This is a genomic window from Gilvibacter sediminis, assembly GCF_028561565.1.
In the GTDB taxonomy this organism is placed as follows: Bacteria; Bacteroidota; Bacteroidia; order Flavobacteriales; family Flavobacteriaceae; genus Gilvibacter; species Gilvibacter sediminis.
This window is the reverse complement of sequence record NZ_JAQQTE010000001.1, coordinates 138,071-163,329: the sequence shown is the minus strand read 5'-3', so window position 1 is coordinate 163,329 and position 25,259 is coordinate 138,071. Positions and strand designations below refer to the sequence as shown.

Annotated in this window: 16 protein-coding genes; 5 read left to right on the top strand and 11 right to left on the bottom strand. The window is 44.0% G+C overall.

The window, feature by feature from the left end; genetic code table 11:
- Positions 1–3 precede the first annotated feature (3 nt).
- The gene (locus POW22_RS00630; protein WP_272830440.1) at positions 4–2,538 is read right to left on the bottom strand and encodes an HWE histidine kinase domain-containing protein; all 2,535 of its coding nucleotides are present in this window, start codon (positions 2,536–2,538) and stop codon (positions 4–6) included.
- Positions 2,498–3,016, bottom strand: a complete 519-nt coding sequence (locus POW22_RS00625; RefSeq protein ID WP_272830438.1) for a heme oxygenase-like domain-containing protein — start codon at positions 3,014–3,016, stop codon at positions 2,498–2,500. Before POW22_RS00625 ends, POW22_RS00630 begins: the two co-directional genes overlap by 41 nt.
- A 306-nt stretch (positions 3,017–3,322) precedes the next feature.
- On the opposite strand from POW22_RS00625, the gene POW22_RS00620 reads away from it, so the two are divergent.
- Positions 3,323–3,826, top strand: coding sequence for a hypothetical protein (locus POW22_RS00620; RefSeq protein ID WP_272830437.1), 504 nt, complete (start codon positions 3,323–3,325; stop codon positions 3,824–3,826).
- Here the strand turns inward: POW22_RS00620 and POW22_RS00615 are convergent, their stop codons facing one another.
- Both POW22_RS00615 and POW22_RS00610 read right to left on the bottom strand, forming a co-directional pair.
- Positions 3,827–4,537 (bottom strand): DUF6503 family protein, encoded by a 711-nt coding sequence (locus POW22_RS00615; protein WP_272830435.1) that lies wholly within the window; start codon positions 4,535–4,537, stop codon positions 3,827–3,829. It lies immediately after the preceding gene.
- Positions 4,537–6,792 carry an inorganic phosphate transporter gene (locus POW22_RS00610; protein ID WP_272830434.1) on the bottom strand — a complete coding sequence of 752 codons (2,256 nt, stop codon included), beginning with the start codon at positions 6,790–6,792 and terminating at the stop codon, positions 4,537–4,539. The genes POW22_RS00615 and POW22_RS00610 overlap by 1 nt, the downstream gene beginning before the upstream one ends.
- Before the next feature lie 286 nt (positions 6,793–7,078).
- Between POW22_RS00610 and POW22_RS00605 the strand changes: the two genes are divergently transcribed.
- Positions 7,079–7,441, top strand: a complete 363-nt coding sequence (locus tag POW22_RS00605) for a toxin-antitoxin system YwqK family antitoxin (protein WP_272830433.1) — start codon at positions 7,079–7,081, stop codon at positions 7,439–7,441.
- Between the two features lie 75 nt (positions 7,442–7,516).
- On the opposite strand, the gene POW22_RS00600 is transcribed toward POW22_RS00605, so the two are convergent.
- Positions 7,517–8,734: a multidrug transporter gene (locus POW22_RS00600; protein ID WP_336407694.1), complete on the bottom strand. Its 1,218-nt coding sequence runs from the start codon at positions 8,732–8,734 to the stop codon at positions 7,517–7,519.
- Between the two features lie 26 nt (positions 8,735–8,760).
- Positions 8,761–11,655, bottom strand: a complete 2,895-nt coding sequence (locus tag POW22_RS00595; protein WP_272830432.1) for a TonB-dependent receptor — start codon at positions 11,653–11,655, stop codon at positions 8,761–8,763.
- 182 nt (positions 11,656–11,837) lie between these two features.
- On the opposite strand from POW22_RS00595, the gene dgt reads away from it, so the two are divergent.
- Together dgt and POW22_RS00585 are read left to right on the top strand one after the other, a co-directional pair.
- Positions 11,838–13,181: a dGTP triphosphohydrolase gene (gene dgt, locus POW22_RS00590; RefSeq protein ID WP_272830431.1), complete on the top strand. Its 1,344-nt coding sequence runs from the start codon at positions 11,838–11,840 to the stop codon at positions 13,179–13,181.
- An 84-nt stretch (positions 13,182–13,265) separates the two neighbouring features.
- Positions 13,266–16,073 carry a T9SS type A sorting domain-containing protein gene (locus POW22_RS00585; protein ID WP_272830430.1) on the top strand — a complete coding sequence of 936 codons (2,808 nt, stop codon included), beginning with the start codon at positions 13,266–13,268 and terminating at the stop codon, positions 16,071–16,073.
- A gap of 59 nt (positions 16,074–16,132) precedes the next feature.
- On the opposite strand, the gene POW22_RS00580 is transcribed toward POW22_RS00585, so the two are convergent.
- Positions 16,133–17,899: a 1-deoxy-D-xylulose-5-phosphate synthase gene (locus POW22_RS00580; RefSeq protein ID WP_272830429.1), complete on the bottom strand. Its 1,767-nt coding sequence runs from the start codon at positions 17,897–17,899 to the stop codon at positions 16,133–16,135.
- A gap of 68 nt (positions 17,900–17,967) precedes the next feature.
- Here POW22_RS00580 and POW22_RS00575 point away from each other — a divergent pair, with 68 nt between their 5' ends.
- On the top strand, positions 17,968–18,417 hold the full coding sequence (locus POW22_RS00575) for a nucleoside deaminase (protein WP_272830428.1): 450 nt from the start codon (positions 17,968–17,970) through the stop codon (positions 18,415–18,417).
- On the opposite strand, the gene POW22_RS00570 is transcribed toward POW22_RS00575, so the two are convergent.
- The 4 genes from POW22_RS00570 to POW22_RS00555 all read right to left on the bottom strand — a co-directional run bounded on the left by POW22_RS00570 (position 18,418) and on the right by POW22_RS00555 (position 25,259).
- Positions 18,418–18,666, bottom strand: coding sequence for a hypothetical protein (locus POW22_RS00570; RefSeq protein ID WP_272830427.1), 249 nt, complete (start codon positions 18,664–18,666; stop codon positions 18,418–18,420).
- A 9-nt stretch (positions 18,667–18,675) separates the two neighbouring features.
- Positions 18,676–20,430, bottom strand: coding sequence for an aspartate--tRNA ligase (aspS, locus tag POW22_RS00565; RefSeq protein ID WP_272830426.1), 1,755 nt, complete (start codon positions 20,428–20,430; stop codon positions 18,676–18,678).
- 121 nt (positions 20,431–20,551) lie between these two features.
- Entirely contained in the window at positions 20,552–24,079 is a 3,528-nt protein-coding gene (locus POW22_RS00560; protein ID WP_272830425.1) for an efflux RND transporter permease subunit, read from the bottom strand.
- A 1-nt stretch (position 24,080) separates the two neighbouring features.
- A complete protein-coding gene (locus POW22_RS00555; protein WP_272830424.1) occupies positions 24,081–25,259 on the bottom strand; it encodes an efflux RND transporter periplasmic adaptor subunit in 1,179 nt (392 codons plus the stop codon).

Below are 25,259 nucleotides of genomic sequence, written 5' to 3'. Positions count from 1 at the left end.
TACTTAAATATGGTTTGTCTTGATAAGGGTCAATAGTTCATCTTCAGATATGGGTTTAGAAAATACAGGTGCTGTGGGGAACATTGAATTCTCTAATAACCGATCACCATAACCCGTTAGATAATAAAAAGGCACGCCTTGTATTTTACATTCTAAAGCTACTTCTAAGCTATTTTCGTTCTTTAAATTTACGTCCAATAGGGCAAAGTCAAAGGTGTCGTTTCTCAGGGCTTTTAGTCCTGCCGATGCTCTTGGGCAGATGGTTACTCGAGCCTTGACCTTTTTTTCAATGGAGGTCTTTAATTGTTTGGCGTTGATAAAGTCGTCTTCTACTACCAGTACACTGAATTCTTTTTTAGAGAGGATCTTAGCCTTTTCTTCCATTTGTTTGGCCACAAAATTCTTGGAATCATCTCTACTGATCATTTTTAGAGGGATTCGATAATTGACCTCTAAACCTGTTTCTTTAAAATCTACTTTGGTGTTGGCATCAAATTCGTATTCCAAGGCATTCTCTATGATGGACATCCCAAATCCATGAGTCTTGGGTGGTGTGACATTAGGCCCGTCTTGTTCTCGCCATTCTACAACCAAGTCTTCATTTTCTATATACCACTTGATAAATAATTTGCCGTAAGAGACAGATAAGCTGCCGTGTTTATTTGAGTTTGTGACCAGTTCATGAATCACTAACACAATAATAGGGGCAACACTTGAGGAGATATCAATGTCATCTCCCTCTAAAGAAATGCTTATTGTGGAACCCACAAATGGTTTGAGTTCTTGTTGGATCAATAAGCGCAGGTTGATCTTGGAGAAGCTGCTCTCGGTAAGCATATTGTTGGCGTTTGCCAAAGAGGTAATGCGTTTTTCTAAGGCCTCGATATAACTTTCGACGGATTTTTCGTTGGAAGCCGTTTGTCTGGTTATTGATTGCACTAAGGCCAGAATGTTGCGCACACGGTGATTCAATTCCTTGACCAACACTTTTAGGCGTTCGTTCTCTGTGACCATCAAGCGCTGTTGCTCTATTTTTGAACTTAAAAAGCGTTTAAATGTTTCCAGGGCTTTCTCGGCTATAAGCAAATCTGTTGAGGTCCATTCATCTGCCTGATCTTGATGTTCCTTCTGATATTCTAAAAACGAACTTCTAGGGTGTAGACGCACCCCTTCTTTTTCATACACCAGATCTTTTTCAGGATTTCCTGCCCAACTCACTTGTTTTGAGGCAGCATCTCTAAAGAATAATATAGTGACCGGGGTATTTCCTTGAACAATGCTCATGCCCAATAATCCTTTAGAAGGGCAGGAGTCTATATTTAACTTTGAGCTGTAAAATATCTCGCGTTGTTGGTCTGAATACTGTGCAACTAGATCTTTGATCATGTCAGTCTCCGGGCAATTGCCATGGCTTAAAACAAAATCCTTAGTCAGGTAGGCCACGCCGTCACAAGGGATGATCTCCTTCAAATTCGGAGCTTGTTGGCTCCAAAATTCCTCTATAGCAAATTGATTGCTTTCGGTGCTGATTAGCTGATTGCCTCGTTCCAATAGATGGCGCACAGTGTCATCTGCATTACGTGTTAAACGATGTTCAATCACCATGCTTATGGTTTGCCCTATAATTTCTGAGGCATAGGTCTTTGGCGGAGGAACCTCCAAGATCTCGTGATGGTGGTGTGCGAACAGCCCCCAAAGCTTACCTTCTACTATGATAGGCATGGTCATAGAGCTCACTAAGCCCATATTGATCAAATATTGTAAATGTACCGGTGAACTGGATCGCAGATGGCTTAAGGTGAGGTCTAGTTCTGTTCCGTCACTTCCGTTTGCCAGTATGGGTATCGCTTCAGCTTTATTATTGTAAATGATGCGGATTGGATTCTTTAAGAACAGGTCCCGCGCTCTTGGCGGAATATCAAAAGCCGGGAAACGCAGCCCTAAGAACGAGTCTACGCCTGGGGAACATTGTTCAGCAACTACCTCTCCAGAATTGTCTGGAAGAAAGCGATAGGCCATCACCCGATCAAATCCAGTGATTTTTTGCAGGGAGTAGACGGCTTTATGCAAAACCTCCTCAACTGTTTTTAGATCATGTACTCCGTGCAAGGCCCATTTAATATCGTCATTGATCTTCAAATAATCAATTTGTGCATCGAGTTCCACAAATTCCAAGATGGTTGTATTCTCGTTTCTGAATAGCGATACGTCTAGCTGTTGGTCTTTTAAGGAAATAGCCTTAACGTGTTCTCTTTGCTCCTGTGTAGAGCTGTGCGAAGCAATATTCAAAATGTCATGCACGTCTTTGCGGTCAAAGAAATCCCTCAGGTTCTTGCCGAGGTATTCTTGCGCACTGTATTCTGAATATTTATCTGTATTCTGTGAGGCATAAGTGATGATTTGAGAGTCCGTGTCAAAGGCCAATAAAAAGCCTTTGTCTTGGATCTGCCCAATGTGTTCAATTGCTTCAGAATTACACTTTTCTAATGCTTCTGCCTCAAGTCTCTTGGAATCTTCTATATTCTGTTTGTCCCCCAATTTTTGTAGAATTTAATATAAGATCAAAGGCATCTTTAGCTCCACAAATAAGTCGGTCTTCATCAATACCAACAGTGTTGAAGTACTTCTGGAGTAACTTCATCTGTTCACCTGCAGTGGCTATGAGCTGATCTAAATAATTTGATTTAAACGCGGCATTTTGAGCAAGGGCCATGTTGCGAATAACGCGTGCGCCCATTGCAGATCCAGCAAGTACATAGAAAACACCTACAGTGTGGGATTTATCTAAAGGGGGGGTAGCCTTAGAATGAGATGGTAGTTCATCTAAGGAGGGTAAATCCAATTTTAATGCTGTTAGGAGGGAGTTGTTGATCTTAGAAATTCTGCCATCTGGGTCATTTAGTGCTTCAAAACTGTTGTGAAATGTGGTTCTACAGTCCCAGAGTGCTCGGTAAAAATTAGTCAAACGTTCGGTGTTAAAACCATTTTTAAACCCGATGGCATTTTCAACCGCCATATGCTTTTCAAGCGTGGCATCATAAAGTCTTTGATGTAATGGCGACCTCAATTTTTTAAAAAATCATGCTGAATTAGTTCATGAATTTACGGAAAATATCGAAATACTCATAACTAACAGCCGTTCGTACAGCTGTTTTTACAAGCTAAAATCTAACTGGACTTCTTAATTAATTTGATTTGAATCCCGTAGTAAAGAGGAGGCTTATCCTTCAAAAGTAGGTTTAAGAATTCTTGAATTTGTAATCAGGACCAGCTTTGCAGATTTAGTTATCTTCATGTTTTGAATTTAAGTTTTGGCAAGTTTATGCAAGAGAATTATCCGTCTGAGACCAAAGAATGCCCAAATTGCTATGTAGAAATACAAGGGAAGCCAATGGCCTGCGTAGCCTGTGAGTATCCGTTAGAAGGAACCCCAGAGCAGCAGAAAAAGTTCATGGCATCTAAAGCTCATTTACTCAAAGAGCAAAAACGCGCAACCAAGGTCATAGCCGAGGCCCGCAATATTTTGTTTCTAGCTGGAGCTTTTGAATTGTTTGGAGGTGTTTACAATTGGTTTCAACAGGAAGATGTGTTGGCGTTGGTATTCTCCGGTGTACTTTTTTTGGTTTACCTTCTTTTGGGATATTGGTCACAATCCAATCCCCTGGAGGCCCTTATTGGCGGGATGGCCTTCTTTTTACTGTTGGTCCTTATCTCAGGAATGCTCAACCCAGAATCGCTGGGCAAAGGCATAATATTTAGGATAATTGTACTGGTGTTGTTGGCCAAAGGCATTAACTCAGCCTTGGCCTTGAAGAAGAAATACTGATTAGTCTTTAAGGCGATCTATCCCTAAATATTTATCTCCCTTATTGTAGTACCAAGCGCGATCTTTGGGCATTTTAATGCCGGAGATTTCTACTTCATCTGAAAGTAAGATATACTCTCCAGTGTCTTTGCCCTTGTCTTCTGGATCTCCCTTGTAGAATTGGTAGACTTCCATGGCGTAGGTATTTGGGTCAAAGTAAAAGAACCAAATGTCTGTCCCTACAGTTTCTTCATAAGTGACCTTTAAACGCAGATATATTTTGCCTTTAAAACTCACTTTTGTGACTACTGGATCCACATAGGTCCCAGGATCTTTCAGCTTCATGGGGAGGCCGTAGAGGTAGGTGTAGTAGTTTTTGTAGAGGGTGGCGCGATCACAACTCAAGTTATTCTCTTTGAGCTCTGTTGGCGTTAAATCCATATCGCCGTTAAGTCCAATGGAACAGGCGCCACGATCAATTTGATATAAAGTCTCTCGGTCACCCTGCTTTGCAACTACTTGAAAGAACTCTTGTGGCAAGTTTATTTGGATCTCGCTGTTACGTGGCTCCGAATCTGGTGTTTCCATGGTGACAAAGAGCGTACCATTGAAGGTTTCCCAATTGCCCTGCGGATCGTGATAGGCAATAGCACGCTCCAGTAATTGTTCCCCAGTGAGCTGTTGGGCTACACTAAAAAGAGGGAGCAATAATAAAGCAAGCAGTAAACGCATTATAGAATTTCTGGTTTTTTAATGACCTCCCACTCCTTGTAGTACTGTTCCAAAACAGTGGCCGTGGTTTCTACAAGATCTTTACATTCCAACAGCAAGCTAAAGTAAAGTGTGGTATTACGCGCGCTACTGTCTGGTTGTTTGGTGCGTTGGATCTGCTTTTCGATATCACTAGAGATGTATTTGTCAAACTCTTGTTTCTCGGCGATGAGGTTTGGAAGTTCATCCAAATTCATAGCGTCAAAGTTGGTCTTAACTTTGGCAAACAGATTGAGTAACTGTTCTTCAATTTGTTTCAGATCACGGATCTGATTGAAGGTCAATCCTTGGTGATTATTCTTAACGTGTTTGTGACTGGTCTTTGCAATAAATCCAATAGACTGCACAAAGTCCTCTAAGGAATCTTGTACCATCAGATAGAAACGTGTGGCGCCGGCAGAGCTCCCGTCCAAACCTTTGATGTAAAAGAAGATGTGATTTTTAAGATCATCCATCTCATCAGAAAGACTTTCCGCATCATTGCGTGCCTTTTTAAGGTCTTTTAGATTCTGTCTTGCAAGAGCATCCAAAGACCTATTCAAGATCTTGGATCCGCGTTTCATTACGGTAGATACATTGTTGGCAGACTCTTCAATCACTCCTTTTACAGAAGTGCTCTCTGCCATTTTGAATTCCAGCTCCTCACGAATCTCTTTGGTGTTTCTGCTGGTGCGCAGATAAGAACGTGCAATGAGGATCATGGCTAGGATCAACAAAGTGATCAAGGCGAACCATTCAAAATAGTAGATCAGCGCCGCCATGATAGCAGCGGCAATAAAGGCTGTGATGGCGGTCATGAACCAACCGGCAATTACGTTGATCACCCCAGCAACACGATACACTGCAGAGTCACTTCCCCAAGCGCGATCGGCTAAGGAAGTACCCATAGCAACCATAAAGGTCACGTAAGTGGTGGAAAGCGGTAATTTTAAGCCTGTGGCAATAGAGATCAACACAGAAGCGACTACCAAGTTGATGGCTGCGCGCACCATATCAAAGGCAGGTGCGTCCTTATCTAATATTTTACTCTTCACGGTAGGAGCAAAGCGCTTGCTGATGGAATTTCTTGCCGCTTCTGGCAAAGCCATAGTAAAACCACGGTTCAGTCCAATGGCCAAGCGTACCAGGTTTTGAGAAAGCCAGTTCGGCTTAAAGCGTTCCTTTACTTCATCCTGACGCGAAAGATCCACCGAGGTCTTTACCACACGGCGCGCCTTTTCACTAAACCAAAGCGTCAATACCATAATGACTCCGGCCAATAGAAGTAATAAAGGCTCGGTGCGTACTGCCTGTGACAGGCTGGTCATGGCGAAGGTGTCTGCAGCTACTTGAGAATCGCCCCAAACAGAATAGGACTCATAAGCAGCCATTGGAACTCCAATGAAGTTAACCAGGTCATTCCCCGCAAAGGCCATAGCCAGAGCAAAGGTTCCCAGTACAATGATGAATTTATATACGTTGACCTTAAAGAATCGGGTTAAAGCAAAGGAGACCAAAGTCCAAACAACAGCATTAGCTCCAATGAATTGATAGAAGTTATTCTGAGCCCAAGCGTTGAAAGATTCTGGCAACAGTTCCGCTCCTTTTAATCCTTTTACAATAATAAAGTAGGCGATAGAGGTTGTAGCTAAACCACCAAAGATGGCAGCAGCCCAACTCGGGCGCTTTTCAAAATCAAAGGACAAAAGAAAGCGCGTGACAAATTGTACCAGCGCACCAATGGTAAAAGCAATGGCTACGGAGAGCAGTATTCCTAATATAATGGTGGTCGCCTTGTCAGAAGCGATATAATTACTCAAAGAAGAAAGGTCTTCTCCAGATTTGGTGATCTTGATAATCGACATACACACGGCTGCTCCCAAAAGTTCAAATACAATAGAAACCGTAGTGGAGGTAGGCAGTCCAAGGGTATTGAAAAAGTCAAGCAGGAGAATATCTGTGATCATTACGGCCATAAAAATGACCATGATCTCATTGAAATAGAATTCCCCGGGGACAAAGATTCCTTTCCGCGCCACTTCCATCATACCACTAGAGGACAGTGCGCCAAAGGCAATACCCACACTGGCTACGATCATGATGGTTTTAAAGGAAATGGCTTTAGAGCCAATGGCGGAGTTTAGAAAGTTAACGGCATCGTTACTAACGCCAACTACCAGATCTGCGATGGCAAGGATAGCCAAGGCGATCAGCATGAATAAATAATAATCCCCCATAAGGTCTTGAGATAATAGAGAACAAAAATGGAATTTATTTTAGAATCAAATGTTATCGCAACGTTATGAGTGGCATTGAGAGTGCATTCCGCAGTAATTAATCATGCCCCTATTGGCGGGAAGGTATAAAGATGAGGTCCAATGTTACCAAAAAAGTAACATTATAAAAACCTGTAAAACAGATATATACAGCTACAATGTTACGTAAATGTTACCAAAACGTTGCGAAGAAGTAAAAATAATGTTATGTTTGTAATGAATTTATTAATCATTAAAGCCCTAAGATATGAAGAAGATTGCCCTAATGTTAGTTTTAGTATTCCTTGGGACTAACGTATTTGCTCAAGAAGCACCAAAAAATATTTACAAAGAAAAGAAAGGTCTTATTGAGGCCACTTTGTTTCACGATAATGGCGAGATCGCTCAAACCGGTTTCTATACTAAGGACGGTAAGTTACACGGTGAGTGGATCAGTTATGATGCTGATGGGAATCGTACGGCCATCGCACAATACAATAAAGGACAGCGTGTAGGTACTTGGATGTTCTACCAAGGAGATACCCTTAAAGAGGTAACTTACAGCAACAATACAATTGCTCAGGTAAATACATGGACCATGCAAGATACACGCGTGGTTACCACCAATTAATTTTGATTAAAACAGTGTAAGAAAAAAGGCTCCCAATGGGAGCCTTTTTTACTTTATTGTTGAAAGGTTGTGGAATTATTCACGAGCCCAACCTGCACCCCAAGTGGCGAAGTCGGTACCAGTTCCGTTACCGTCTCCAGTTAGGAAATCAGCATCGTCCCATGCAAAACCTGTATCGTTTTTGATCTTAAGACCAACGTTGTTGAAAGTAACATCCATAGCTGAAAGCGTACCGTCTAGTACACCTTGTCCAGTTGGGTTGTCAGCGTCATCACCGTCAAGATCGAATCCTTCATCAAAGTCATTGATCACCCAGTTAGTGAAGATTCCTTGAGTTCCCGCACGTAGACGTACAGCCTCTCCAAGAGTTCCAGCGTCACCATCGATAGTTACGTTAGTCACGTCAGGAGCAGAGAAGTATCCACCTTCGTTAGAGAAGTCGGTGTTGTATCCGTCACATTCGAAAGCTTTATCGTGGTCAGCTAGGTGCTTCACGTATACATCAGTCAAAGATCCAGTAAATCCTTCAGTCCAGTCGATAGAGTCATCTTCAGATCCAACTACTGCCAAGTGGCTAGCGTTTACAGTTCCTCCAAAGAATTCGAATCCGTCATCAGAACCGATGTAAACTTGTACAAAGTCCATAGTAGTTCCAGAACCTACAGCGTAAAGAGATACCCCGTTTAGCTCAGAGTTACCATCAATAGCACCACCAGCGTACTCAACACGTACATAACGCAATACACCAGAGTTGTCTCCAGGAGTGTTTCCTCCGTAAGAAAGACCACCTACCTCAGTAGTAGAAGTATCAGTAGATCCGTCAGGAGTTGAGTTGATAGGAGCACGTCCGCAGATTACAAGACCTCCCCAGTCACCAGAACCAGGAGTATCAGAAGCAGAAGTGAATACGATAGGAGCATCAGCAGTTCCGTCTGCCATGATCATACCTCCTTGAAGGATCGCGATATAAGCGTTAACTCCTACAGGAGCTACTTCAATAGTAGTACCAGCACAGATAGTGAAAGTAACACCATCAGCAATAAGAACTGGTCCAGTTACACGATACTCAGTATCACAGTCCAAAGTAAGGTCTTCAGTGTAAACTCCAGAAAGGTTTACTACAGCACCTGTAGTACCGTCATCTGTAGTGTCGGTTCCACCGTTGTTGTTGTTTGTCACGCTGTTGTCAACGCGGTTGTCTTCGATGATAATATCAGCGGTGTCATCGCTCTCACAAGAAGCAAGAACTAAACCAAGCAAACCGATTATTAAGAAGAATTTGGTTTTCATCATTTTCAAGTTTTAAAGTAAAAAGATTGTTATAGTTTATATTTAAGAGATAGTCCAAAGTTTACACCGCGTTTCCACTCAAAAAGCGTCACGTCTCCGTTCGCATTTACAAGGTCAAACGGTGTTAAAAGTGGGTTATTAGTACCTGCTCCTTCACGGATCAGAGTTACGTTAGGGTTTAAGATGTTTCCAACGCTTAGGTTGGCTTCAAAGTGATCGCCAAATGCGTTTCTCCATACAAAGTTCAATTGTGGTACCGCCTTTTCTACAATATTTCCAAGGTCTCCACTTCCTAAGGCAAAGATGCGGTCTGAGAAGTAAGAGAAGGTGGTCGTGAACTTAGGTTTGTAGTCTCCAAAGGTTGGAGAGTAATTCACATCAGCGTTCGCAATGAACTCAGAAGCTCCTTGTAATTCAGATTCTGTGCGGTTACCAAAGGAAGTACCAAAGGTGAATCCGTCAGATGTCTGTACTGCTTTCAGATCTTGATTGGTATTGTTATAGGCAAAGTTACCTCCAATGCTTACCAAAGGATCATCGTCTTCATCTACAATGATGTTCTTTCTAAACTCGATCTCTGCACCGAATACAGTCGCCTCGTCTCCTGTTCTAAAAAAACGCTGGTTACCGGTAGCATCTGTTGCCACAACTCGGTTTACTGGATCTTGAATAGACTTGTAGAATACTCCAAAGGCGATCAGCTCGCTGCGGCTTGGGAACCACTCGTATTTGAAATCAGCATTAAAGATCTCAGAGTAAGAAACTCCAGTTCCATCGGCCTTTCCAAGCAAGTCAGGGTTACCACCCACACGTTGGGTAACTCCTTCATAAACAAAATTTGCAACTTCCTTAAATTCTGGGAAGGATGCTGTTTGACTCGCCGCTATACGCAAGTTCATATCTTCGTTTACAGCGTACTTCAAGTTCAAACTTGGGAAGAATAGATTCTCCTTGGCTTCACGGAAACCAGTATCAGTTGGTACTGGGTTGATCACGTCATAAACAATGGTCTGTTCCCAGTTTTCTATGCGGATACCAGGCACGATCAAAAGGTCACCTACTTGGATATCTGCAGTAAGCAAACCAGCGTGGATATCTAAATTACCAGTGTATGTATTCTCATAAGGTTGTGGACGGTTAACTAATCCTAAGGTTGCATCCAAACCTAATGGCTGGCGCGCCACATTCAAGTTCCATTGACCACGTCCTTCTGGGATGTCAATGTTCACAGCGCTGAAGAAAGGATCAAAGTTGTTTACATCCGTAACAGGATTGTTGAGTTTGTCTAAGATCTCATAACCGTATCTCCAGTTGTTGAAACGACGCTCTTTAGTACGCCCGTTGTATCCCATGGTGATGTTGATATTGTCATTCACCTTGTAGTTCAAGTTGAAATAGCTGTTCAACTCATCATCTTCAATACTCTGGAAGTAACGCTGATTGTCAAAGGCAATGTTGTCGTAGAAGATCGGGTTGGTGTTTGGATCGCTATCCAAAGTAAATTGGTAATCTTCTAAAGTGATACGCTTTCTATCTGGTTCGTCAGAGAATACTTTGTTGAATCCAAATCCCCAGTCCAAAAGCCATTTTTTCTCTCCGTTCTCATCAACAGTATCTCCAAATTTGTGGGTACCGTTAATTTGGTTCACAAAGATCATCTCTTGGTTGAACTGTACGTTCATTTGGTAGAATCCACCATCTCCGTTGTTAGAGAAACCGTCACGGTTGAATCCGTTTCCGCCAATTCCGTAGTAACTCACTTCATCAGAAGAGGTGTTAGAAAATAGCGAAGTGAATTTAAGTTTGTGTCCAGCCTTGTTGTTGTAAAGGATAGATCCCATAAGGGCGGTGTTGGTATCATAATCATACCATTCTGCCACTGGGAAACGCACTTTTACGTCATTGGTAAAGTCAACGGCAGGACCGTTCAAGTATTCAAAACTGTTGCTGAAAACCGCAGTTCCAAAGAAGCTCAAGCGCTGCTCGTCATCAATATTAAAGGAGTAACCTCCTTCAATAGCTCCTGCAAAAGGAACGTTAGTTTCGGCGTCCTGAGGATCTACTCCGTGAGAAAGCACTACTGCAAAAGGGTCGTTGTCATAACGGTTGTAGAAACCGAAAAGACTAGGTCCCTCTGAGCGTACAAAATCCTCTCCAATTGCTTGAGAGTTGAATCCGGAGTTGATAGAAACATTAAAGTATCCAGGTCCGCTGTATTCTTTAGAAACGATGTTTACGTTACCGGCACTAAAGTCTCCAAAGAAATAACTGTTATATGCTTTAGATACACCAACACTTTCAATGATTTCTGATGGAAATAGATCCAGGTTGATGTTCTTTTTGTTTACGTCGTTTGACGGCAGTGATAAACCATTCATGGTTGTATTCTGATAGCGGTCTCCAAGACCACGTACAAATACATCACTACTTCCTTGTTGCTGTGAAATACCCGAGATCTGGGCAACAGCTTCGGCCGCATTGTCCACCCCTTTTCTGGCTAATTCTTGGGCACCAATGCTTTGTATGATTGTAGTCGCCTTCTTTTGTTCGATCAAAAGGGCAACTTCACTTTCTCTTTTACGTGTGGTGGTGATCACAACTTGCTCTAAGGCCGCAGCACTCGCGCCCATAGGAACATTTAAGGTAGTCACCTTCCCGCCTTCAACGGTTACGTCAAACTCAAGAGTTTCATAACCTACATAACTGAACTGGATGGTGTAAGCACCAGGCTCCATATCAGCAAGTTCGTAAAGCCCGTCAATATCAGAGGTGGTTCCTTTAGAGGTTCCTTTGATGATCACGTTGGCAAACGGAAGCGGTTCGTTGTTAAAGTCTTTATCAGTTAGTACACCTACTACTGATCCAGTTTGTGCTATTGTTAGGGAGGTAAATAGCAATAATAATATCGAGGTAATTTGTTTCATTACAACTGTAAAATTTCTTGGCACAAAGAAACCGCTGCAGTGTAAAGGTGGCGTTAACCCGCTTTTAAATGTGTGCTACAAAAGCGTTAGCGAAATGTTACCGAAATCTCCAAAACGGAACTTCTTGTTTACGATTAATTAACCTTGCATTTTGTGTATCTTTCGGAGGTCAAATTTTACCGATGAACTGGGAACAATTACTGTCACTAAAACGTTACGGAGATACCAATAAGCGCCTCAGAATTGAGCAAGATCCAACCCGTTTGGGCTTTGAGGTGGATTATGACCGCATCATTTTTTCAGCACCTTTTAGAAGTTTGCAAGACAAGACTCAGGTCATTCCCATGTCTAAGACCGATTTTGTCCACACCCGCTTAACACACTCCTTGGAAGTGTCTGTGGTTGGGCGTTCCTTAGGCCGATTGGCTGGCAGGGCTTTGTTGGAAAAATACCCCGCCTTAGAAAAGGTGCACGGCTATACATTCAATGATTTTGGAGCCATAGTGGCTGCTGCAGCTCTGGCGCATGATATTGGGAATCCACCCTTTGGGCATTCTGGTGAAAAGGCCATAGGAGAGTTCTTTTCCGTAGGTGCTGGTCTTAAGTATAAGGACCAATTGACTCCCAAGCAGTATCAAGATCTGATAGATTTTGAGGGCAATGCCAACGGCTTTAGGATCATCACAGAAGATTTCCCGGGCCAGGAGGGAGGCCTTAGGCTTTCTTATGCCACCTTGGGCGCATTTATGAAGTACCCCAAAGAATCGCTCCCTAAAAAACCCACCAAACAGATCAGCGATAAAAAGTACGGGGTATTCCAATCAGATTTAGGGGTGTTCAAAGATGTGACAACTACTTTGGGCTTGATTCCCAAAGAAGGAGCAGACTTGCGTTTTCACCGTCATCCTTTGGCCTTTTTGGTAGAAGCCGCGGATGATATCTGCTACACCATAATCGATTTTGAAGACGGAATTAACCTCGGGCTCATTGAAGAAGAAATGGCCTTAGAGTTGCTCATTAATTTGGTCAAAGACAACATACAAACTAAAAAATACGCTGCGCTGCAATCCACTTCCAAGCGCTTGGCTTATTTGCGTGCACTTGCAATTAACACCTTGATCAGTGAGGCCGTTGCGGTCTTTTTAGACCATGAAGAGGCCATCCTTCGTGGGGAGTTTCATCACGGCCTATTAGACAAAAGCCGTTATGAAGCGCAGATCAGTGATATCATTGACATCAGCATTAAAAAGGTGTATCGCAGTGATGAGGTGGTAGGCAAAGAGATCATGGGCTATTCCATCCTAAATACCCTGCTTCAAAAGTACACTGATGCCCTGGTTCGAGACTTGAACGGAGTCAGTACAAATTATGATGGACTTTTATTGAAAGGCCTAAAGGCAGAGCACGACTACGAAAGCATGGATTTGTATGAAAGACTGCTTTTGGCTTGTTCTTATGTCGCTTCCTTAACCGATGGTAATGCCCACAATCAGTTTAAAAAAATGACCGGAAACGGTTCATTCTAAAGCCCTTGATTGTAGGTTGATAAAGCCTTATCTTTATAAACTGTTTCTCTAACGGGAAACACCTAAAAGCTAAAACCTATTATTATGAAAAAGAAATTACTTGTTGTAGGAGCAATTGCCGCGGCTGGACTGGCTTGGTACGCTTCTGCAGAGTTCTCCCCAGAGCGTGAGCAGGTTTCTCAAGAGATTCTCGATCTGCGTAAAAAGCACGAGGACTTTTTGATGAATCATCCTTTTAACGAGACTATGAATTTAGGTAAACAAGAGCGTCGTGCCCTTGGTTTGCCACCTAATGCCTATAACGAACAAGACTTTTTATACACCATGGACCCTAGTTTAGGGGTTCCGGTTCCAGAGCGTATGTTCCGCACTTATGATCAATTGGTGGAGCAGTTTGGCCCTGACCGTTCTCCAGGAAGTGCTGAAGACAATGCTTGGGAAGAGCGCGGACCCTTCAATATCTCTGGACGTGTGCGTATGATCCTTTGGGATCCAAATGACCCTGATGCTCGACGCGCCTTTGCTGGTGGTGTGAGTGGTGGTCTTTATGTGAATGAAGACGTGACCAGTGGTTCTACCAACTGGGAATTGGTTTCTGGAGTTCCTGGAAACATCGCGGTGTCTTCTATCACTTTTGATCCTACAGATCCTCAAGTAATGTATATCGGAACTGGTGAGCAGTACACACAAGGAGCTGCTAACGGTAACGGAATTTATAAATCGACTGACGGTGGTAATAATTGGGTGCGTCTAAACGTAACTCTTGCCGGTGGTGGTGACACCACTGCGGGAGGAAACGATCTGCGTTCAGGTCTGTTTTATATCAATGACATCAAAGCCTGGGAAGATCCAGATGGTGATGTACACATCTACGCAGGTGTAGGGTCAACGGGATATGTTGGTTCTGGTGGAGGAGGTTCTTCTAGCCCGGTGAACATCCTAGGCTTACAGAACGCCGGACTTTATGAGTCTACAGATAACGGTGCCACTTGGTCTCGTGTAGAGCAGTCGGTATTCCAATACACCTATTTTGGAAACACTTTCTACGGAATTCCAAATGATTTTGAAGTTGCTACCGATGGGAAATTGTACTTTGGAGGGATTCGCTCTGGATTCACCAATGCAGGTCTAGGAGGACGTATTTTTAGTACTACAGACGGAAACACTTGGGAGCTAGAAACTATCTTGACCGCTTCTAACCGCACACAGATTGCTATGTCTGGAACAGATCCCGATAAAATGTATGCTGTAGCACAAGGACTTTCTGGGGCCACTCCGGTTCGTATCTTCCAAACCACAGACGGCTGGGATACCTTTACTACGACCAATTTGCCTAATGATGCCGATCTAGGTATTCCGGCAAATGACTATACACGTGGACAATCTTTCTACGATTTGATGCTTGCAGTAGATCCAACCGATGATGATATCATCTACGTTGGAGGTATTGATATGCACCGTTCTACAGATGGCGGAAACAACTGGGAGCAGATCTCTAAATGGTCTAACAATCCAAACCTAAATACACTTACAGTACCATTCGTACACGCTGATATTCACGAAATGGAATTCCGTCCAGGATTTCCTAATGAGTCCTTGACAGGTACTGATGGAGGAACTTATTACGCTGCATCTTTGAGCACTGCTGCTGGAAACTCTGGAGCTATTTTACCGCGTTTGAGAAACTTGAACGTGACTCAGTTCTACTACGGAACTATTAGCCCGAACGATGCTTCTGGTGATGATCTTGCTGGAGGTACACAGGATAACGGAACCTTATTTAGAGACAATGCAACTGCAGGAACCGGAAACTTCATTGACCGTTTAGGGGGTGATGGTGGATTCACTGACTATGATGATGTGCCTAATTATGTGATCACAACCTTCCCTGGAAACTCTCACATTTATGTGCGAATTCCATTTACAGGAGCGGGTTATCAGATCGATAGTGGAGAAGGAGTATTTATCAACCAAGCTGGTTTGGACAGAAACTTAGACATTCTTTATTCTAATGGACAAACAGGAGGTAATGAGCTTATTAAGCGCTATGTTTTAGGAACTACTTCTGCGGTGACTACTAACTTAGATAATGCACTTATTGATAACTCACCGCCAACAGCTTTCAAAGTATCGCCATTTACTACGGCGTCTTCTACACTTTTCGTAGGGACAGCAACGGGTAAAGTTTTGCGTTTGGACAATGCTGATGCAACTCCAACTTGGAACGAGATCACTGGTCCTGGATTTGTGGGTAGTGTTTCTGATATTGAATTCGGAGAGACTGAGGACGAGCTATTCGTTACCTTCCACAACTACGGAGTAAACAGTGTTTGGTATTCTCCAGATGCTGGTGTGACTTGGGAAAACAAAGAAGGTAACCTACCGGATATCCCAGTGAAATGTATCCTTCAGAACCCATTGGCTCCACAAGAGGTGATCATTGGTACCGAGCTTGGAATCTGGTCTACGGATGACATCACAGCGGCGAGCCCAGTTTGGTTTGCTTCAGATAATGGAATGATGGACATCCGTGTATTGGATCTTGACCTTAGAGCATCAGACAACTTGATCTTGGCCTCTACGCACGGTCGTGGAATGTTCACCAATAAATTCGCTACGCTTTCAACGAACGACTTTGAGAGTCCTCTAGATGCGATCGTAGTATTCCCAACAGTTTCAAACGGTTTGTTTAACCTAGAAAGCAACACAGCTATCGGGGAATCAACCTTAACTGTTTACGGAATGGATGGACGTTTGGTAGATCAAAAGAACGTAACAATCAACGCTGGATCACCAGTGACTATGGATTACCAAGGCTTGTCTTCGGGCATGTACTTTGTAAAGATCGAGTCACAAGGAACATCAAGTGTTAAGCGCTTTGTGGTGCGTTAATCATAAGCGATAATATAAAAGAAAAGGAGTCCAATTGGGCTCCTTTTTTTATGCTTTTTTTAGAGATAATTCTCGATCACTGCTCGGATGGATTCGCTGTCATAGCCTGAGGCCGCTTTCAATTCTGGGATACTGCCGTGGTCTGGAAATACCCCTTGTACACCAAGGGATTCTATAATGATCTTTGCGTTTTTAATTGCGGCATATTCGGTTACTGCGGAGCCAAATCCTCCAGCAACCACACCATCTTCTACAGTGATGACCACCTCGTAATTCTCAAAGATCATATCCAGCATATGATGATCCAACGGTGCTAAAAATTGCAGGTCGTATACACTTACTTGGTGTTTTAGCTGTTCGGTAGCTTGGAGTACATCGGTCAAAACGGTTCCCAAGCTAAGTACGGCCACTTTGCTACCCGACTGTATGGTTTTGCCCATTCCTATATGCAGCTTTTTTAAAGGCGATCGCCAGTCTAGGTTTTGTCCACGTCCGCGTGGGTAACGTATCGCGATCGGGTTCTTTAAACCGAGAGTGGCGGTATACATGATGTTGCGTAGATCGGCTTCTGTGGCCGGCGCATGGATGATCAGATTTGGAATACATCGCAGGTAGGCAAGATCAAAAATACCGTGATGTGTGGGTCCGTCTTCCCCAACTATCCCAGCGCGATCCAAACAAAAGATCACCGGTAGGCCTTGCAAGCAAACATCGTGGATCACTTGGTCATAGGCACGTTGTAAAAAGGTCGAATAGATATTGCAAAAGACCTTAAACCCTTGTGTAGCGAGTCCTGCCGCAAAGGTCACGGCATGTTGCTCCGCAATCCCAACATCAAAAGCACGCTCTGGAAAGGCCTCCATCATATATTTTAGAGAACTTCCGGTAGGCATGGCAGGGGTGATGCCAATGATCTTTTCATCCTCTTTGGCCAATTCAACTATAGTATGACCAAACACGTCTTGAAATTTTGGAGGAAGCTTTTCTGCAGATTTCGGGAGCAGATCTCCAGTTTTTCTGTCGAATTTTCCCGGAGCGTGATAGGTCACCTGATCGGCTTCTGCCTGCGCCAAGCCTTTCCCTTTTTTGGTGATCACATGCAAAAGCTTTGGGCCTTTAATGTCTTTGAGTTGCTCAAAAGCACTTAATAAAGCATCGAAATCATGCCCATCTACGGGGCCTTTATACGTAAAGTTTAAGGCCTCGAAAATATTGTCTTGTTCTGGGGTGTTGTTCAATGTGGCTTTCAGCAAATACTCTTTGAGTGCTCCTACGGAAGGGTCAATGCCAATGGCATTGTCATTGAGGATCACCAGCAGATTGGCATCTGTGACTCCAGCGTGATTTAGGCCTTCAAAGGCCATTCCACTGGCTATGGAAGCATCTCCAATAACCACAACATGCTGCCGTTCAATTTCCCCCGACAGTTTACTGGCTATAGCCATACCAAGAGCTGCAGAAATTCCCGTGCTGCTGTGGCCCACGCCAAAAGTGTCATAAGGACTCTCTGAGCGTTTCGGGAAACCGCTGATACCACCAAGCTGTCTATTGGTGTGAAAAATAGCTCTTCTCCCGGTAAGGATCTTATGTCCATAAGCCTGATGGCCTACGTCCCAAACTAATTGGTCGTCTGGCGTGTTGAAACTGTAGTGCAAGGCAATGGTGAGTTCTACAACTCCCAAACTCGCCCCTAAATGTCCTGCTTTTGCAGCCACAACGTCCAAAATAAAATCGCGAAGTTCTGTTGCGAGTTCTGGCAGCTGCTCGCGCTTAAGCGCTCGCAGATCTGCGGGTGAATCAATATGTGGAAGCAAGGGCTGTTTCACAATTACAAAAATAAGAAAGCTCCCAGAGCTGCTGCCTTTAATTACTGTGAAATCGTACTTTTGCTTTCATGTTACAACCTTTTGACGATACCTATTTCATGAAAAAAGCCTTGCAGGAGGCTCAGGAGGCCTATCGTCAAGGTGAAATTCCGGTTGGGGCTGTAGTTGTGGCTGGAGGCACCATTATTGCCCGTGCTCACAATCTTACCGAGACGCTCACCGATGTGACCGCGCATGCTGAAATGCAGGCCATAACGGCCGCGTCAAACTATCTGGGCGGCAAATATTTGCACGATTGTACGCTCTATGTCACCTTGGAGCCTTGTCAGATGTGTGGGGGAGCACTTTATTGGAGCCAGATCTCTCGTATTGTTTATGGAGCTCGAGATATGGAACGCGGTTGTATCAATTTAAAGACCAAATTGCACCCAAAAACAAAGATCACTGGTGGTATTTTGGAAGAAGAGGCCGCTACGCTTATGAAGCAGTTCTTTGTCGAACGGAGAAATCTGAACTAATTACTCTTCTTCGTCGCCTTGTTGATAGCGACGCATTCGTTTGATGTTTTCTTCGCTGAGCATATAGCGCGACAGATCCCTTCCGTTATAACGAGAATAGATAAAAAGCGGCATCAGCACAAAGAAGCCTGCTACCAATCCGCAGCCAATTAAAAGATCACCAAAAGCTTCATCGCTGGATTTAAAATAGAATCCGGCGGCAATGGTTGCCACTATAGCCAATAACAGTATGCGCTGAAAAAGCACCATGAGGTTAGCTTATTCCTTCAAGTTAAGCGCTAGGCTCAACTCCTCCAATTGTTCTGGGTCAATCGGTGCAGGAGCATCGATCATCACATCTCGGCCGGAGTTGTTTTTAGGGAAGGCAATGAAATCACGAATGGTCTCTTGTCCGCCTAAGATAGACACCAATCGGTCCAAACCAAAGGCAATACCTCCGTGCGGTGGTGCTCCATATTCAAAGGCGTTCATCAAGAATCCGAACTGCGCTTTAGCTTCTTCTGGAGTGAATCCTAAGTAATCAAACATCATGGCTTGAGTAGCCTTGTCGTGAATACGAATAGATCCTCCACCAATCTCGTTCCCGTTCAATACCAAATCATAGGCATTGGCTTTTACCGCGCCCGGATCGGTCTTTAAGAGTTCAATTTGTTCTGGCTTCGGAGAAGTAAACGGGTGGTGCATGGCGTGGTAACGCTCGGTATCTTCATCCCATTCTAAAAGTGGGAAGTCAACTACCCAAAGTGGAGCAAATTCGTCTGCTTTACGCAAACCGAGGCGTTCTGCCAATTCCATACGCAAGGCACTCATTTGAGCACGTGTAGCGTTGAGGTCTCCAGAGAGCACACAGATCAGGTCTCCAGCTTTAGCGCCAGTGCGTTCTGCCCAAGCAGCTAGATCTGCCTGATCGTAAAATTTGTCTACAGAAGATTTAAAACTTCCGTCTTCATTGCAGCGAACGTACACCATTCCTTTAGCACCAATCTGTGGACGTTTTACCCAATCGATCAATTTGTCGATCTCTTTTCGGGTAAAGGTGTTCGCACCAGGCACGGCGATTCCGACAACCAATTCCGCAGCATTGAAAACGTTGAATTCTTTGTGCTGAGCAATATCGTTAAGTTCGCCAAATTCCATTCCAAAACGAATGTCTGGCTTGTCGTTTCCGTAACGCTTCATGGCGTCATCAAAGGTCATGCGTGGGAAAGCTCCAACTTCAACCCCGTTGATCTCTTTTAAAAGATGACGGGTCAAACCTTCAAACGTATTTAGAATATCCTCTTGGGTTACAAAGGACATTTCACAGTCAATTTGAGTGAACTCCGGCTGACGGTCAGCGCGCAGGTCTTCATCTCTGAAACACTTCACGATCTGGAAGTATTTATCCAATCCACCCACCATAAGCAATTGCTTAAAGGTCTGCGGGGACTGTGGTAAAGCGTAGAACTGTCCTTCATTCATACGGCTCGGCACCACAAAGTCACGCGCTCCTTCTGGAGTGGACTTGATGAGATAAGGAGTTTCTACTTCTACAAAATCTTGAGCGGACAAATAGTTGCGAACCGCATTAGTCACTTGGTGACGGAAGATCAAATTGTTCTTTACTGGATTTCTGCGGATGTCCAAGTAGCGGTACTTCATGCGCAAGTCCTCACCACCATCAGTTTCATCTTCAATAGTAAATGGAGGAGTTTGAGCATCGTTGAGAACGGTCATTTCTGCAACCAAGATCTCGATATCTCCTGTGGGCATATCCGGGTTCTTGCTCTCTCTTTCAATTACCGTTCCTTTGATCTGTACCACGAATTCACGACCCAAAGTGCGGGAAAGCTCCATAAGCTCCCCAGTGCTGCGCTCTTGGTCAAAGATCAGCTGCGTGATTCCATAACGGTCGCGCAAGTCTGCCCAAACCATAAACCCTTTGTCTCGGATCTTTTGAATCCATCCGGACAAAACAACTTCTTCTCCAATGTGTTGTGCGCGCAAGTCGCCGCATCTGTGTGATCTGTACATTGCTTAAAATTTTGCGCTGCAAAGTTAAGAAGATTAGCCACATTGACTACTTTAAAGCACACAAAAAAGCCAGACCGAATTTAAAGGTCTGGCTTTTGAGAGTTTTAAAATATAGGTTCGTCTAAGCAGCGGTATCAACAGCTACAGCAGCTTTCTTTTCTTTTCTTCCGCTTCTCCAATTGGCCAAGCGCGTTTTGATTCTATAAATGATGTAGAACAACAGCGGCACAATGATCAGCGTCAAGAAGGTTGCGATGATCAATCCGTAGATCACTGCCCAAGCAAGTGGTCCCCAGAAGATCACATTATCTCCTCCTAAATAGAAGTTCGCGTCAAAGTTTGCAAACAGGTTAAAGAAGTCAATATTCACCCCAATGGCCAACGGAATCAATCCGAGCACGGTTGTGATTGCAGTCAGGATAACCGGGCGCAAACGCGCGCGACCTCCTTGTACAATAAGATCCTGAACTTCTTTTTTGTCTAAGTATTCGTTGTCTTCCAGATCCTTTTCAACCATACGGCGGTCAATCAGCAGCTGCGTATAATCCAGCAGTACCACCCCGTTGTTTACTACAATTCCCGCTAGAGAGATAATTCCCATCATGGTCATCATAATTACAAAGGAAGATCCGGTGATTAAAATACCTCCAAACACACCAATAAAACTCAAGAAGATCGCAATCATGATAATCGTCGGTTTCGAAATGGAGCTAAATTGGAAGATCAGTAGTAACATGATCAGCCCTAAACCGGCCAAGAAGGCAAAGTTCAAAAAGTTCTGTTGCTTCTCTTGCTCTTCTAGCTGACCCGTAAAGTCAATTTTGATGTTCTTCGGGATCTCTGCTTCTAAGAAACTCGCACTTTGGGTTTGAATTTCTCCCACCACAGCACCCGCATCTACGAATCCTGGCGCTAAGGCAGAGTATACCGTAACTACACGTTTAGAATCCTTGTGCTTGATGGCGCTAAAGGAGGAAGTGTTGCGTTGCTGTGCCACAGCAGAAACCGGAATCTCCTTCACACGCCCGGTGCTTTGATCTCTAAAGGTGATGTTCTGGTCAAATAGGGCAGAGGTGTTGTAACGGTCGTTCTTGTCAAAACGAACATAGATGTCGTAATCCTCTCCGTCCTTCTTGTAAACACCAGCCTTCTCACCAAAGAGTGAACGTCTCAATTGATTTCCAACCAAACCAACAGCAACCCCAAGTTCTCCAGCTTTTTCGCGGTCAACAGCCACTTGCATGGATGGTTTTCCTTTGTTTACATCAATCTTGAGCTCATCAATACCTGCAATATTTTTGGTATTGATGTACGTACGCAGTTTTTCTGCAGCTGCGATCAACTCTTCATAGTCGGTTCCTTCTAATTCAATATTGATCGGATAACCTGCAGGAGGTCCAACGGCATCTTTCTCTACAGAGATAGAAACTCCCGGGTAGCGCCCTTTAAGCGCTTCCTGTACCTTTTTACGCAAGGCTTCTGAGTCTTTATTTCTGCGGAATTTATACTCGCGCATGGTAGCGGTGATCTTTCCACGGTGTGGCATTTCTGCGCTACTACCACCGTCGGTGTTAGGGTTACCGGCACCTTCTCCCACTTGAGATACTGCAGATTCTACCAAGAAGTTGTAATCTCCATCTTGGTATTCATCTTCATTAACCACTTGATAGACTACCTCTTCAATCTCCTTAGTGATCGCGTTGGTTCTATCAATGTCTGTTCCTTCTGGATACTCAATATATACGATGATCTGGTTTGGCGTATTGTCTGGGAAGAATTCCACAGCCGTACGACCACTACCAATAGAGGCTCCGAAGCCCATAAAGGTCACGATCAACAAAGCAAAGATCCCCACAATGAATACCACAGGTTTTCTTCCGGTAAGTGCCCAAGACAAGAAGTTTTGATACTTGCGTTCCAACCACTTTAGGAATGTTCTTTGGAAGGTATTCGCTGCTCCTTTGAGCACATATCGATACACCCAAAACATAGCTGCTGTAAAGATCATAAGCGTTCCAAAGGCTTTAATTGGCGGTGCTAGGAAGTAAATGATCAGTCCAAGCGGTACCATGATGGCACTCAAGCGGATCAATTGTTTACGGCTGAGTTTGCGCTCACCAACTTCCATGAATTTAGAAACCAGCATGGAGTTAATGAAGATCGCCACAAAGAGTGAAGATCCTAGTACAACCGATAGCGTGATCGGGAAGTAGATCATAAATTCTCCCATGATCCCTGGCCAAGTTCCAAGAGGTACAAAGGCCGCAACAGTGGTTGCTGTCGAGATAATAATCGGGAAGGCGATCTCTCCAATACCTTTCTTAGCTGCTTGGATGCGGGACATGCCTTCTTCATCCATCAAACGGTAAACGTTTTCTACTACAACAATACCATTATCTACCAGCATTCCCAGACCCATAATTAGGGCGAAGAGAATCATCGTATTCATGGTGTAGCCCAAGGCCGATAAGATCATAAAGGACATGAACATAGACATCGGAATCGCGAATCCAACAAAGAGTGCGTTTCTAAACCCGAGGAAGAACATCAAGACCCCAACCACCAGGATGATACCAAAGATGATGTTGTTCACCAGGTCACTTACTTGGTTTACGGTCTTCTGAGATTGATCGTTCGATTTACTGATCGATACGTCTCTGGGAATTAAGGTTTCCCCGCGCTCAACGCGCGCTAGAACTTCATCAACCTGCTCCACGGCAGCGATCATATTTTTCCCCGAACGTTTCTTAACGTCCAGCATCACTACATTCTCCCCGTATTCACGAGCATAGGTAGTTTTTTCTTCTTCTTTAAAACGGATGTCGGCAATGTCGCTCAAGTAGACTGGGTTTCCACCTTCTGATTTTACAACAAAGTTTCTCAGCTGAGACGGATTGTCGATCTCTCCGAGAATGCGAATGGTTCTGCGCTGACCACTAGTGATCATATTACCAGCAGACATGGTCATGTTCCCGTTTCTGATCGCACCGATCACATCGTCAAAGCTCACCTTGGCAGCCATCATTTTATAGATGTCCACGCCAACTTCTACTTCTTTGTCTTGCGCTCCACGAATATCTGCAGCCTTGACCTGCTTAATGTCTTCTATTTCATCTTGCAAGAATTCGGCGTATTCTTTGAGCTTCTCAACAGTGTAATTTCCTTTGATGTTTACGTTGAGGATCGGCATCTCTTCAGAAAGACTCAGATCAAAGACATTTGGCTCTACTTTGGCTCCGTTAAAGGTTGGCCAGTCTTCATTGGCAACCTCGCTGTCTACTTCATCTTTTACCTTTTGCTTGGCGAGCTCAACCTCAATATCCTCCTCAAATTCTACGGTAATGATCCCGTAGTCTTCTTGAGAAGTGGAAAGGTATTCCACTACTCCAGAGATGTTCTTGATCTTGTCTTCAAGCGGGTCAATGATCAAACGCTCAATATCTTCTGCAGTGTTTCCAGGATAAGGAACCGATACATAGATCTTGGTCTCATTAACCTCTGGGAAATTCTCACGCGGCATGCTGTTGTATGCCATTCCACCCAAGACCAGGAAGATCCCGATCATCACATAAATGATCGTTGGGTTGTCAATGGCCCAGCTGGAGAGTTTAAACTCCTTATCGACTTGTTTTTTCTTTTTGGCCCCCATGTTATCGGTTTTCTAAGATTTTTACTTTTTGATTGTCTTGTACGGTACGCGCTCCTTCAATAACAAGGGCGTCATTGAGTTCCAATCCGCTTTTGATCTCTACAATATCTCCTTGGGTCAATCCCGTTTCAATATTCTTGCGGATGGCAATGTCTCCGTTGCCGTCTTCTTTAGGGACAACTGTATAAACGTACTGTTCTCCATCGGCGTCTTCTGAGATCACGTTCAGTGGAATCAAAATTGCGTTCTCTGCAGTGTAATCGTTGATCTTCAAACGCGCGTTCAAGTTGGGTTTTACATCGGCATCCTCAGGAACACTCACCTCAATTCTAAAGGTGCGGTTGTCTGGGTTGATGTAATTCCCGGTCTGCTTCACTTTAGAAGAAACCGTCTTGCCAAGGACTGGGAAGAAGATCTCCACATCCTTGCCTTCAGTTACAGTAGTTAAGTAGCGCTCCGGAATTTGTGCCTCAATAAACATATCGCCTAAATTCACCACGCGGAACAATCCTTGTCCAGGCCCCACAACTGTTCCCTGATCGGTGATCACCTCGTCAACAATTCCAGAGAATGGAGCGGTAACGTTGGTTTTGGCCAATTGCTGCTTCAGTTGATTCACAGCATTCTCGCTAGACTCATAATTGGTCTTGGCTTGCAAGTATTGAATCTCTGATCCGATCTTTTGATCCCACAAACGCTTTTGACGCTCAAAGGTGGTTTTAGCCAATTGCGCTTGTACCTCCAGTTGGCTCAATTGAGAGGAGAGTCCTCCGTCATCGATCTTTCCAAGGATCTGTCCTTTACGCACGCGTTGGCCTTCTTTAACATATACGCGCGTTAGTGTTCCTTGATATTCGGGATACACAATGACGTTCTGGTCGGTCTTAACATCCCCTTGAATCTCAATGTAGTGTTTGAACAAGGTGTCATTCACGGTAAGCGTAGTGATCAGTGCTCCTTGGTCCGGTTCTAATTTTTGAATCGCAGCGTCCAAACTTTGGATCTGTGAAGTCAAATCTTGTTGATTTACATTCAAGGCATCACGACGTTCGCGCAGTTTGCCCAGATCGCCTTCTGCAATGAGGTCGGCTACAGGGACCTCGTTCTTATTTCCATTGCCACAGCTCACCAACAAAAGGGCGCTGAGTACTACTGTTAGGAATTTAATTTTTTGGGTCAT

Excerpts from the sequence above, each read along its gene's own strand:
- POW22_RS00625 (WP_272830438.1), bottom strand. The coding sequence starts at position 3,016 with ATGGCGGTTGAAAATGCCATCGGGTTTAAAAATGGTTTTAACACCGAA.
- POW22_RS00620 (WP_272830437.1), top strand. The coding sequence starts at position 3,323 with ATGCAAGAGAATTATCCGTCTGAGACCAAAGAATGCCCAAATTGCTAT.
- POW22_RS00615 (WP_272830435.1), bottom strand. The coding sequence starts at position 4,537 with ATGCGTTTACTGCTTGCTTTATTATTGCTCCCTCTTTTTAGTGTAGCC.
- POW22_RS00610 (WP_272830434.1), bottom strand. The coding sequence starts at position 6,792 with ATGGGGGATTATTATTTATTCATGCTGATCGCCTTGGCTATCCTTGCC.
- POW22_RS00605 (WP_272830433.1), top strand. The coding sequence starts at position 7,079 with ATGAAGAAGATTGCCCTAATGTTAGTTTTAGTATTCCTTGGGACTAAC.
- POW22_RS00600 (WP_336407694.1), bottom strand. The coding sequence starts at position 8,734 with ATGATGAAAACCAAATTCTTCTTAATAATCGGTTTGCTTGGTTTAGTT.
- POW22_RS00595 (WP_272830432.1), bottom strand. The coding sequence starts at position 11,655 with ATGAAACAAATTACCTCGATATTATTATTGCTATTTACCTCCCTAACA.
- dgt (WP_272830431.1), top strand. The coding sequence starts at position 11,838 with ATGAACTGGGAACAATTACTGTCACTAAAACGTTACGGAGATACCAAT.
- POW22_RS00585 (WP_272830430.1), top strand. The coding sequence starts at position 13,266 with ATGAAAAAGAAATTACTTGTTGTAGGAGCAATTGCCGCGGCTGGACTG.
- POW22_RS00575 (WP_272830428.1), top strand. The coding sequence starts at position 17,968 with ATGTTACAACCTTTTGACGATACCTATTTCATGAAAAAAGCCTTGCAG.
- POW22_RS00570 (WP_272830427.1), bottom strand. The coding sequence starts at position 18,666 with ATGGTGCTTTTTCAGCGCATACTGTTATTGGCTATAGTGGCAACCATT.
- aspS (WP_272830426.1), bottom strand. The coding sequence starts at position 20,430 with ATGTACAGATCACACAGATGCGGCGACTTGCGCGCACAACACATTGGA.
- POW22_RS00560 (WP_272830425.1), bottom strand. The coding sequence starts at position 24,079 with ATGGGGGCCAAAAAGAAAAAACAAGTCGATAAGGAGTTTAAACTCTCC.
- POW22_RS00555 (WP_272830424.1), bottom strand. The coding sequence starts at position 25,259 with ATGACCCAAAAAATTAAATTCCTAACAGTAGTACTCAGCGCCCTTTTG.